Annotated in this window: 9 protein-coding genes; 1 reads left to right on the forward strand and 8 read right to left on the reverse strand. The window is 68.6% G+C overall.

The annotated features are described in order from the left end of the window. The first annotated feature begins 36 nt into the window (after positions 1 to 36). Positions 37 to 738, forward strand: a complete 702-nt coding sequence (locus tag ABZ348_RS28235) for a hypothetical protein (RefSeq protein ID WP_358937717.1) — start codon at positions 37 to 39, stop codon at positions 736 to 738. A 287-nt stretch (positions 739 to 1025) separates the two neighbouring features. Here ABZ348_RS28235 and nuoN read toward each other — a convergent pair whose 3' ends face one another. From nuoN to ABZ348_RS28275, 8 genes are read right to left on the reverse strand one after another with little or no spacing between them, the layout of a single operon-like run. Beyond that, positions 1026 to 2675 (reverse strand): NADH-quinone oxidoreductase subunit NuoN, encoded by a 1650-nt coding sequence (gene nuoN / locus ABZ348_RS28240; protein WP_358937719.1) that lies wholly within the window; start codon positions 2673 to 2675, stop codon positions 1026 to 1028. Next, positions 2672 to 4243, reverse strand: coding sequence for an NADH-quinone oxidoreductase subunit M (locus ABZ348_RS28245; RefSeq protein ID WP_358937721.1), 1572 nt, complete (start codon positions 4241 to 4243; stop codon positions 2672 to 2674). Before ABZ348_RS28245 ends, nuoN begins: the two co-directional genes overlap by 4 nt. Positions 4244 to 4248: 5 nt before the next feature. Continuing rightward, the gene (gene nuoL, locus ABZ348_RS28250) at positions 4249 to 6150 is read right to left on the reverse strand and encodes an NADH-quinone oxidoreductase subunit L (protein WP_358937723.1); all 1902 of its coding nucleotides are present in this window, start codon (positions 6148 to 6150) and stop codon (positions 4249 to 4251) included. A gap of 15 nt (positions 6151 to 6165) precedes the next feature. Further along, positions 6166 to 6465, reverse strand: a complete 300-nt coding sequence (gene nuoK / locus ABZ348_RS28255; protein ID WP_329022030.1) for an NADH-quinone oxidoreductase subunit NuoK — start codon at positions 6463 to 6465, stop codon at positions 6166 to 6168. Continuing rightward, positions 6462 to 7355, reverse strand: a complete 894-nt coding sequence (locus tag ABZ348_RS28260) for an NADH-quinone oxidoreductase subunit J (RefSeq protein ID WP_358937724.1) — start codon at positions 7353 to 7355, stop codon at positions 6462 to 6464. The genes nuoK and ABZ348_RS28260 overlap by 4 nt, the downstream gene beginning before the upstream one ends. Continuing rightward, positions 7352 to 7990, reverse strand: a complete 639-nt coding sequence (gene nuoI, locus ABZ348_RS28265) for an NADH-quinone oxidoreductase subunit NuoI (protein ID WP_358937726.1) — start codon at positions 7988 to 7990, stop codon at positions 7352 to 7354. The genes ABZ348_RS28260 and nuoI overlap by 4 nt, the downstream gene beginning before the upstream one ends. Continuing rightward, entirely contained in the window at positions 7983 to 9365 is a 1383-nt protein-coding gene (nuoH, locus tag ABZ348_RS28270; RefSeq protein ID WP_358937728.1) for an NADH-quinone oxidoreductase subunit NuoH, read from the reverse strand. The genes nuoI and nuoH overlap by 8 nt, the downstream gene beginning before the upstream one ends. Continuing rightward, positions 9362 to 11872 carry an NADH-quinone oxidoreductase subunit G gene (locus ABZ348_RS28275; RefSeq protein ID WP_358937730.1) on the reverse strand — a complete coding sequence of 837 codons (2511 nt, stop codon included), beginning with the start codon at positions 11870 to 11872 and terminating at the stop codon, positions 9362 to 9364. The genes nuoH and ABZ348_RS28275 overlap by 4 nt, the downstream gene beginning before the upstream one ends. Between the last annotated feature and the right edge of the window lie 48 nt (positions 11873 to 11920).

Consider the following 11920-nt stretch of genomic DNA (forward strand, 5'->3'; position numbering starts at 1 on the left):
GTTGGAACGCTCCCCACCCTGCTGAAGGCTTGCGGTATGGAGGTACACGAGGGGTCGCAGAAGGTACGCATAGGGGAACTGCCCTGGGCCGCCGTGGATCCCGACCGGCATCCGCACCGCCTCGGGGAGCGCGAGACCGCCGGGCTCCGCGCACTGATCGAACCCCTGGTGCCGGATGCCAAGGCGCTCCACAAGAGGCGTTGGGTCGACCGCAAACCCGTCTGGGACGCGATCGACCCCGTCACCGATCTTCTGGTGGACCGTTTCGGCAGCTGGGCCGCCGGCTGGAACTGGACCGTGGGGGAAGGGGATCGCGATGGAGGCGTGGTGGGCTCCTGGTGCTGTGCGCTCCACTCGGTCAGCACCCCCGCCGACACGGCGGGGCTGGTGCTGGAAGCCCTTCAGGAATGGCGCGACTGGCTGGAGGAACTGGCCGCCCTCTTCGCGGCGCTGACGCCGTCCGCCTCCCGTCCGCCCGAGCCCGGGCACTGGGAGCAGGCGTGCAGGCGCCTGGTCACCCTGGTCGCCGACCGCAGCGAGGCCCAGAGCGGCTGGCACGGCCACTGCGAACAGGTCCTGAGCTGGTTCCTGGCCCACCAGGGCCTCCCGCATGACCGGGCCCGGGAGATCGTGACGGCTGCCGTCGACAACAGCTTCGAAAGCTGGCGGGCACCCGACCAGCGGGTGATCACCACCGTGAGCAGCCGATTCGCCCGGGCCTTGCAGACCCCGGGCTGAGCCGCCGGCCCGTCAACCCGATGGCACGTGCCACCCGTACGCGGGAAGCCGTCCGCATGGCTGCCCGCCGGGCTGGGCGGTCCCGTGAGACTCCGCCTCGGAAGAACACTCCGGCTCTGACCGGGATCGCTCCCCGCCGCGGGCACGTCCCCCAGCCCGATCCACACACGTAGGGCCCGACCTCCCCCACGGAGGTCGGGCCCTACGGCGGTTCACCGTGTGATCGGCGCACCGTGTGATCGGTTCACCGCGTGATCAGCGCACCGGGTGATCAGCGCACCGGGTGATCAGCGCACGAACACGCCCGCGCTGCTCGCCAGGTCCAGGAAGTACTGCGGGGCCACGCCGAGGACCAGCGTCACCACCACGCCCAGACCGATGGCCATCATCGTCATCGGTGACGGCACGGCGACCGTGGGGCCGTCCGCCTTCGGCTCGCTGAAGAACATCAGCACGATCACCCGGATGTAGAAGAAGGCGGCGATCGCGGACGAGATCACACCGACCACGACCAGGGCGCCCGCGCCTCCTTCGGCCGCGGCCTTGAAGACCGCGAACTTTCCGGAGAAGCCCGACGTCAGCGGAATTCCGGCGAAGGCCAGCAGGAAGACCGCGAAGACGGCGGCCACCAGAGGCGAACGCCGGCCGAGACCTGCCCACTTGGAGAGGTGGGTCGCCTCACCGCCCGCGTCGCGCACGAGCGTGACCACGGCGAAGGCGCCGATCGTCACGAACGAGTACGCGCCCAGATAGAACAGCACCGACGACACGCCGTCGGGCGTCAACGCGATCACACCGGCCAGGATGAAGCCGGCGTGGGCGATCGACGAGTACGCCAGCAGCCGCTTGATGTCGGTCTGGGTGATGGCGACGATCGCACCGCCGAGCATGGTGACGATGGCGACGCCCCACATCACCGGACGCCAGTCCCAACTCATGCCCGGCAGGACCACGTACAGCAGTCGCAGCAGGGCACCGAACGCGGCCACCTTGGTCGCGGCGGCCATGAAGCCGGTCAGTGGCGTGGGCGCGCCCTGGTAGACGTCCGGGGTCCACATGTGGAACGGCACCGCGCCGACCTTGAACAGCAGACCCATGAGGATCATCGCGCCACCGATGAGCAGCAGTGCGTCATTGCCCATGGTGTCCGCGAGGACGGGGTCGATGGTGCGGATGCTGCCGTCGACGACGTCGGCGATCTTGGCGTACGCGACGGATCCCGCGTACCCGTAGAGCAGGGCGATCCCGAACAGCAGGAACGCCGACGAGAACGCGCCGAGCAGGAAGTACTTCACGGCCGCTTCCTGTGACATCAGCCGCTTGCGGCGGGCGAGTGCGCACAGGAGGTAGAGCGGGAGCGAGAAGACTTCCAGGGCGATGAAGAGCGTCAGCAGATCGTTCGCCGCGGGGAAGACCAGCAGGCCCGCGATGGCGAAGAGGGTCAGCGGATAGACCTCGGTGATGGTGAACCCGGCCCGGACCGCGGCCTTCTCGTTGTCGCTGCCGGGTACGGCGGCACCCTGGGCGGCGAAGGCGTCGATCTGGTGGCCGTTGACCTCGGGGTCGAGCTTGCGCTCGGCGAAGGTGAAGACCGCGACGAGCGACGCCAACAGGATCGTGCCCTGGAGGAAGAGCGTCGGTCCGTCGATCGCGATCGCGCCCATGGCCGCGATCCGCACCTTCGTGGTGCCGTAGCCGGCCTGCGCGAGTCCGAGGACCGCGGCGAAGGAGGCCACGATCGCCAGGACGGTGACGAAGACCTGGGCGTGGTACCGCGCCTTGCGCGGCATGAACGCCTCGATCAGCAGCCCCACGATCGCCGCTCCCACGACGATCAGTACGGGGGCGAGTTGGGCGTACTCGATGTCGGGGGCCTTGATCTGATCGATCGGACCGGCCGCCGTTGTCCACAGGCTGTGGACACCTGTAGCACTCACTTGGCTGCCTCCACCTCGGGCCGGGGGTCCTTCTTCTCCACGTCGGACATGGTGTGCTCGACCGCGGGGTTGACGATGTCCGTCAGCGGCTTCGGGAAGACGCCGAAGAACAGCAGCAGCGCGATCAGCGGGGTGACGACCACGAGTTCGCGGACCCTGAGGTCGGGCATCCCCTGGATCTCCGCCTTCACCGGCCCGGTCATCGTCCGCTGGTAGAGGACGAGGACGTAGAGCGCGGCGAGCACGATGCCGGAGGTGGCGATGATGCCGGCCACCGGATAGCGCGCGAAGGTGCCGACGAGGACCAGGAACTCACTGACGAACGGCGACAGCCCCGGTAGGGACAGCGTCGCCAGACCGCCGATGAGGAACGTCCCCGCCAGTACCGGTGCGACCTTCTGCACCCCGCCGTAGTCCGCGATGAGCCGCGAGCCGCGACGGGTGATCAGGAAGCCGGCGACCAGCATCAGGGCGGCCGTCGAGATGCCGTGGTTGACCATGTACAGCGTGGCGCCCGACTGCCCCTGGGAGGTCATCGCGAAGATGCCCAGGATGATGAAGCCGAAGTGCGAGATCGAGGCGTAGGCGACCAGACGTTTGATGTCGCGCTGGCCGACCGCGAGCAACGCCCCGTACACGATGCTGATCAGCGCCAGGACGATGATCACCGGCGTGGCCCACTTCGATGCCTCCGGGAAGAGCTGGAGGCAGAAGCGCAGCATCGCGAAGGTGCCGACCTTGTCCACCACGGCGGTGATCAGGACGGCGACCGGGGCGGTGGCCTCCCCCATCGCGTTGGGCAGCCAGGTGTGGAGCGGCCACAGCGGCGCCTTGATCGCGAAGGCGAAGAAGAAGCCGAGGAACAGCAGCCGCTCGGTGTTGGTGGCCATCTCCAGTTCGCCGCTCGCCCGGGCCGCGGCGATCTCGGAGAGCGAGAAGCTCCCCGCGACGACGTAGAGCCCGATGACCGCCGCCAGCATGATCAGTCCGCCGACGAGGTTGTAGAGGAGGAACTTGACGGCGGCGTACGAGCGTTGCGTGGCCGCCGCCGCGTCGCTGCCAGAGTGGGCCCGGTCCCCGAAGCCTCCGATGAGGAAGTACATCGGGATCAGCATGGCTTCGAAGAGGATGTAGAAGAGGAAGACGTCGGTGGCCTCGAAGGAGAGGATCACCATCGCTTCCACCATCAGGATGAGGGCGAAGAAGCCCTGGGTGGGACGCCAGCGGGAGCTGGAGTTCTCCAGCGGGTCGGCGTCGTGCCAACCGGCGAGGATCACGAAGGGCACCAGCAGCGCGGTGAGCGCGATGAGGACGACTCCGATGCCGTCCACACCGAGCTCGTAGCGGACGCCGAAGTCGGCGATCCAGGAGCGCGATTCGGTGAGCTGGTAGCGGTCGCCACCGGGCTCGAACCGTACGACGACGAGCGCGGCCAGGACGAAGGTGGCGAGCGAGAACCCGAGCGCCATCCACTTGGCCGTCGTCCTGCGTGCGGCGGGGACGGCGGCGGTGGCGATCGCGCCGATTGCCGGGAGCGCCGCTGTCGCCGTGAGGAGCGGGAAGGACATAACAGTTACACCGCCCTCATCAGCAGGGTCGCGGCGATCAGCACCGCCGTACCTCCGAACATCGAGACGGCGTACGAGCGGGCGTAGCCGTTCTGGAGCTTGCGCAGTCGGCCCGAGAGTCCGCCGACGGAGGCGGCCGTGCCGTTGACCACGCCGTCGACCAGGGTGTGGTCGACGTAGACGAGCGAGCGGGTGAGGTGTTCGCCGCCGCGGACCAGGACCACGTGGTTGAAGTCGTCCTGGAGCAGATCGCGGCGGGCGGCGCGGGTGAGCACCGAGCCGCGGGGTGCGACGACCGGAACGGGCCGGGACTTGCGCCCGTACATCACCCAGGCGATGGAGACACCGATCAACAGGGCGACCACGGTCGCCCCGGTGACGGTGGTGGCGCTGATCGGCGCATGGCCGTGGTCCCAACCGGTGACCGGTTCGAGCCAGTTGAGGAAGCGGTCGCCGATGCCGAAGATGCCGCCCGCGAAGACCGAGCCGAAGGCCAGGATGATCATGGGGATGGTCATGGACTTCGGGGACTCGTGCGGGTGGGGCAGATGCCCTTCGGCGTCCGGCTGCCAGCGCTTCTCGCCGAAGAAGGTCATCAGCATCACGCGTGTCATGTAGAACGCGGTGATCGCGGCGCCCAGCAGGGTGATGGAACCGAGGATCCAGCCCTCGGTGCCGCCCTTGGCGAAGGCCGCCTCGATGATCATGTCCTTGGAGAAGAAGCCGGACAGTCCGGGGAAGCCGATGATGGCGAGGTAACCCAGTCCGAAGGTGACGAAGGTGACCGGCATGTACTTCCGTAGGCCGCCGTACTTGCGCATGTCGACCTCGTCGTTCATGCCGTGCATGACCGAACCGGCGCCGAGGAACAGGCCGGCCTTGAAGAAGCCGTGCGTCACCAGGTGCATGATCGCGAAGACATAGCCGATCGGCCCGAGGCCGGCGGCCAGGATCATGTAGCCGATCTGCGACATCGTGGAGCCGGCCAGCGCCTTCTTGATGTCGTCCTTGGCGCAACCGACGATCGCACCGAACATCAGCGTGACCGCACCGACGATGACGACGACCAACTGTGCGTCGGGCGCGGCGTTGAAGATCGCCCCCGACCGCACGATGAGGTAGACGCCCGCGGTGACCATGGTGGCCGCGTGGATCAGCGCGGAGACCGGGGTGGGGCCCTCCATCGCGTCCCCCAGCCAGGACTGGAGGGGCACCTGTGCCGACTTGCCGCAGGCGGCGAGGAGCAGCATCAGACCGATCGCGGTGAGCATTCCCTCGCTGGTCTCGCCCACCGACCCGAGCACCGGCCCGAAGGCGAAGGTGCCGAAGGTGGTGAACATCAGCATGATAGCGATGGACAGACCGATGTCACCGACGCGGTTGACGAGGAACGCCTTCTTCGCCGCGGTCGCCGCGCTCGGCTTGTGCTGCCAGAAGCCGATGAGGAGGTACGAGGCGAGGCCGACGCCCTCCCATCCGAAGTACAGCAGCAGGTAGTTGTCCGCGAGGACCAGCAGCAGCATCGCCGCGAGGAAGAGGTTCAGATAGCCGAAGAAGCGGCGGCGCCGCTCGTCGTGCTCCATGTACCCGATGGAGTAGACGTGGATCAGGGTGCCCACGCCGGTGATCAGCAGGACGAACGTCATCGAGAGCTGGTCGAGCTGGAAGGCGATGTCCGCCTGGAAGCCGCCGACGTCGATCCAGTTGAACAGCTTCTGGTGCAGGGCGCGTTCGTCGGCGCTCTTGGTGAGCATGTCGATGAACAGCACTGCACCGATGACGAACGACGTGCCGGAGAGCGCGGTGCCCAGCAGATGGCCGGTGCGATCGAGCCTGCGCCCGCCGCACAGCAGCACCGCCGCTCCGAGCAGTGGCGCCGCGATGAGCAGCGCAATGAGATTTTCCACGGATCAGTCAGCCCCTCACAGCTTCATCAGGCTGGCGTCGTCGACCGAGGCCGAGTGGCGGGAACGGAACAGCGACACGATGATCGCCAGCCCGACCACGACTTCTGCGGCGGCGACGACCATCGTGAAGAAGGCGATGATCTGGCCGTCGAGGTTGCCGTGCATCCGGGAGAAGGTGACGAGCGCGAGATTGCAGGCGTTGAGCATGAGCTCGATGCACATGAACACGACGATGGCGTTGCGCCGCAGCAGTACGCCGGCCGCGCCGATGGTGAACAGCAGGGCGGCGAGATAGAGGTAGTTGACCGGATTCACCGTGTGGCCTCCTCTTCGTCCCGGTCGGGTGCGGACCCGTCGCGCCGGTCCGCATCCGCCGCGCCGCCCTCACGGGCGAGCCCCTTGCGCCCGAGCCGCTCCTCGGAGCGCTGTTCGAGGGCCTTGAGGTCGTCCAGCGCCTGCTGGGAGACATCACGGATCTGGCCGCGCTCCCGCAGGGTCTTGCTGACGGTGAGGTCGGACGGGGTGCCGTCGGGGAGCAGTCCGGCGATGTCCACGGCGTTGTGCCGGGCGTAGACGCCGGGTGCGGGCAGCGGCGGGAGGTGCTTGCCCTCGCGGACCCGCTGTTCGGCGAGTTCGCGCTGGGTCATGGCCCGCTCGGTGCGCTCGCGGTGCGTGAGCACCATGGCGCCGACGGTCGCGGAGATCAGCAGGGCGCCGGTGATCTCGAAGGCGAAGACGTACTTGGTGAAGATCAGGGCGGCGAGCCCTTCGACGTTGCCCCCGTAGGCGCCGTTCGCAGCGCTCAGCCCGGTGAAGTTGTTCAGGGATGCGTTGCCGATGCCGCCGATCAGGAGGACACCGAAGCCCAGGCCGCAGAGCGCCGCCAGCCAACGCTGTCCCTTCAGGGTCTCCTTGAGGGAGTCGGCGGCGGTGACGCCGACGAGCATGACCACGAAGAGGAACAGCATCATGATCGCGCCGGTGTAGACGACGACCTGGACGATGCCGAGGAAGTACGCCCCGTTGGCGAGGTAGAAGACCGCCAGGATGATCATGGTCCCGGCGAGGCAGAGCGCGCTGTGCACGGCCCGCCTCATCAGGATGGTGCAGAGCGCACCGATCACCGCGACCGTCCCGAGGATCCAGAACTGCACGGCCTCGCCGGTGGACGTGGTGCTGGCGGCGAGCGTGTTCAGGGCGTTCATGCGCCGACCGCCTTGTGCCCGGTCGGCTCGCCCTCACCTGAGGTGGCGGCGTCCTTCGGCTTGTCCTCCTCGGAGGCCTTGGAGGCCGCCTCCTGCTGGACGGTGCCGGGGGCGGCCTCGGTGACCAACCCCCGGTAGTAGTCGCCCTCGTCCATGCCGGGGAAGATCGCGTGCGGCGAGTCCACCATGCCCTCGTCCAGACCGGCGAGCAGCTGCTCCTTGGTGTAGATGAGGTTCTCGCGGGAGCTGTCCGCCAACTCGAACTCGTTGGTCATGGTCAGCGCGCGGGTGGGGCAGGCTTCGATGCACAGCCCGCACAGGATGCAGCGGGCGTAGTTGATCTGGTAGACGCGGCCGTAGCGCTCACCCGGGGAGTAGCGCTCCTCCTCGGTGTTGTCCGCGCCCTCGACGTAGATCGCATCGGCCGGACAGGCCCAGGCGCACAGCTCGCAGCCGACGCACTTCTCCAGACCGTCCGGGTGACGGTTGAGCTGGTGCCGTCCGTGGAAGCGCGGAGCGGTGACCTTCTGCTGCTCCGGGTACTGCTCGGTCAGTCGCCGCTTGAACATGGCCTTGAAGGTCACGCCGAAGCCGGCGACGGGATTGTGGAACTTGCCCTCGGATGTCTCAGACACCGTCAGCCTCCTTTCCGTCACGAGGTCCGTCACTCGAAGTGTCCGGCCCGCCACTGACAATCAACTCGCGCTCCCGGCGCGGACGCCTGCGCGGTACGGGCGGCAGGGTCTGACCGGGCAGCGGCGGAACCGGGAACCCACCGGCCATGGGATCGAACTCGGCGTTCTTGGCTGCGGCTTCCGCTTCGCGCTCCTGCTGGTCCCTCTTGCCGCGGAACATGTCCACGACCACGGACAGCAGGAGTACGGCAATGACCGCGCCCCCCACGTACAGCAGGATCTCCTGGAACTGGTAGTCCTCGTTCCGCAGCGCTCGCACGGTGGCCACCAGCATCAGCCAGAGCACCGATACCGGGATCAGGACCTTCCACCCCAGCTTCATCAACTGGTCGTAGCGGACGCGTGGGAGCGTGCCGCGCAGCCAGATGAAGAAGAACAGCAGCAACTGGACCTTGATGATGAACCAGAGCATCGGCCACCAGCCGTGGTTCGCGCCCTCCCAGAAGGTGGAGATCGGGTAGGGGGCGCGCCAGCCGCCGAGGAAGAGGGTCACCGAGACGGCGGAGACGGTGACCATGTTGACGTACTCGGCGAGCATGAACATCGCGAACTTGATGGAGCTGTACTCGGTGTTGAAACCGCCGACCAGGTCGCCTTCGGACTCCGGCATGTCGAAGGGGGCGCGGTTGGTCTCGCCCACCATCGTGATGACGTAGATGATGAAGGACACCGGGAGCAGGATCACGTACCAGCGGTCCGCCTGCGCCTCCACGATCGCCGAGGTCGACATCGACCCGGAGTAGAGGAAGACGGAGGCGAACGCCGCACCCATCGCGATCTCGTACGAGATCATCTGGGCACAGGAGCGCAATCCGCCGAGCAGCGGATAGGTGGAGCCGGAGGACCAACCGGCGAGCACGATGCCGTAGATGCCGACCGATGCGATCGCGAGGACATAGAGCATCGCGATCGGCAGATCGGTGAGCTGCATCGTCGTGCGCTGGCCGAAGATGGACACCTCGTTACCGGCCGGCCCGAAGGGGATGACCGCGACCGCCATGAAGGCGGGTGCGGCGGCGATGATCGGCGCGAGGATGTACACCACCTTGTCCGCGCGCTTGACGACCACGTCTTCCTTGAGCATCAGCTTGATGCCGTCGGCGAGCGACTGGAGCATGCCCCAGGGACCGTGCCGGTTGGGCCCGATGCGCAGCTGCATCCAGGCGACGACCTTGCGCTCCCACACGATGGAGAGCAGCACGGTGACCATGAGGAAGGCGAAGCAGAACACGGCCTTGATGGCGACGAGCCACCAGGGGTCGCGCCCGAACATCGACAGGTCCTCCGCCGCGAGGAACTGGACCTCAGCGATCATGAGCGCACCTCCGGCGCGTCCGTTGCGGCATCCGATGGTGCCGGTGCCGGTCCGATGCGGACGAGCTCGCCGGGGCGGGCTCCGGTGTCGGAAGCGACTCCGCCGCCCACCGAGTTCAGCGGCAGCCACACCACCCGGTCGGGCATCTCGGTCACCTGGAGCGGTAGCCGAACGGTGCCCGCCGGGCCGCTGACGGCCAGTTCGTCGCCGTCCTTGACGCCGGTCGCCGCCGCGGTCGCCGCGGAGAGCCGGGCCACGGCCTCGTGCCGGGTGCCGGCGAGTGCCTTGTCGCCCTGCTGGAGCAGACCCTGGTCGAGCAGGAGTCGGTGTCCGGCCAGGACGGCCTCGCCCTCGCCCGCGCGGGGCACCGGCTGTGCGGAGTGCACCGGCTCGGACGCCCGTGCACCGCTCCATCCGGCGAACCGGTCCAGTTCCCTGCGTACGGAGGCGAGATCGGGCAGTCCGAAGAAGACGTCCATCTCGTCGGCGAGCATGTGGAGCACCCGGGCGTCGTTCGGGGCGAGGGTGCGCGTCATCTGCTCGGGCTTGAGCGCGGCTTCGAACATCCGCGCCCTGCCCTCCCAGTTGAGGAAGGTTCCGGGCTTCTCGGCGACCGCGGCGACCGGGAAGACCACATCGGCCCGGTCGGTGACCTCGCTCGGCCGCAGTTCCAGCGAGACGAGGAAGCCGACCGCGTCCAGCGCGGCACGGGCCCGGTTCGGGTCGGGCAGGTCCGCCACCTCGACGCCCGCCACCAGCAGCGCGCCCAGCTCACCGGTGGCCGCGGCCTCGATGATCTGGCCGGTGTCACGGCCGTAGCGGTGCGGCAGGTCGCGTACCCGCCAGATCTCGGCGGTCTCCTCCCGGGCCTGCGGGTCGGTGGCCGGACGGCCGCCGGGCAGCAGGGAGGGGATCGCGCCGGCTTCGACGGCGCCGCGTTCGCCGGCCCGGCGCGGAATCCACACCAGTCGGGCGCCGGTCGCGGTCGCGGTCCGTACGACGGAGGTGAGTCCGCCGGGCACGCCCGCGAGGCGCTCGCCGACGACGATCACCGCGCCGTCACCGCGCAGGGCCTCGGCGGCCCTGGCCCCTTCGCCGTCGAGCCCGACCCCGCCCGCGAGTGCGTCCAGCCACTCCGTTTCGGTGCCGGGTGCGGCCGGGAGCAGGGTGCCGCCGGCCTTCGCGAGTCCGCGGGTTGCGTGGCTGGCGAGTGCGTACGTGCGCTGACCGCGCTGGCGGTGTGCCTTGCGCAGCCGCAGGAAGACGCCCGGGGCCTCTTCCTCGGACTCGAAGCTGACGAGCAGGACCGCGGGCGCCTTCTCCAGCGCGGAGTAGGTGACGCCGCGCCCGTCGAGGTCCCGGCCCTGTCCGGCGACCCGGGCGGCCAGGAAGTCGGCCTCCTCGGACGAGTGGACCCGGGCCCGGAAGTCGACGTCGTTGGTGTCGAGTGCGACCCGGGCGAACTTGGCGTACGCGTACGAGTCCTCGACGGTGAGCCGGCCGCCGGCCAGCACGCCCGCCCTACCGCGGGCTCCGCCCAGTCCCTCGGCCGCCTTGGCCAGCGCTTCCGGCCAACTCGCCGGCTGGAGGACGCCGTCGGCGTCCCGCACCAGCGGGGTGGTGAGTCGGTCCCGCTGCTGTGCGTAGCGGAAGCCGAACCGCCCCTTGTCGCAGATCCACTCCTCGTTGACCTCGGGGTCGTCGGCGGCGAGCTTGCGCATCACCTTGCCGCGCCGGTGGTCGGTGCGGGTCGCGCAGCCGCCCGAGCAGTGCTCGCACACACTCGGCGTGGAGACCAGGTCGAACGGCCGGGAACGGAAGCGGTACGCCGCCGATGTGAGCGCGCCGACCGGACAGATCTGGATGGTGTTGCCGGAGAAGTACGACTGGAACGGGTCGCCCTCGCCGGTGCCGACCTGCTGGAGGGCACCTCGCTCGATGAGTTCGATCATCGGGTCGCCGGCGATCTGGTTGGAGAACCGGGTGCAGCGTGCGCACAGGACGCACCGCTCGCGGTCCAACAGCACCTGGGTGGAGATGGGCACCGGCTTCTCGTACGTCCGCTTCTTGCCCTCGAAGCGGGACTCGGCGTCGCCGTGGGACATCGCCTGGTTCTGGAGCGGACATTCGCCGCCCTTGTCGCAGACGGGGCAGTCCAGCGGGTGGTTGATCAGCAGCAGCTCCATCACGCCCTTCTGCGCCTTTTCGGCGACGGGCGAGCTGAGCTGCGACTTGACGACCATGCCGTCGGTGCAGGTGATGGTGCAGGAGGCCATCGGCTTGCGCTGGCCCTCGACCTCGACGATGCACTGGCGGCAGGCGCCCGCGGGGTCGAGGAGGGGGTGGTCGCAGAACCGGGGAATCTCGACCCCGATGAGTTCGGCGGCCCGGATCACGAGCGTGCCCTTGGGCACGCTGATCTGGACGCCATCGATGGTCACCGAGACGAGGTCCTCGGGCGGGACGGCTGCGCCGCCTCCGGCCGGGTTGGACGTGGTGACGGTCATGCCCACACCTCCGCGCGGTGCGAGTCGGACTGCCGTGCTCCGCTCGCA

The sequence above is a fragment of the Streptomyces sp. NPDC005963 genome (assembly GCF_040638655.1).
Lineage (GTDB): Bacteria > Actinomycetota > Actinomycetes > Streptomycetales > Streptomycetaceae > Streptomyces.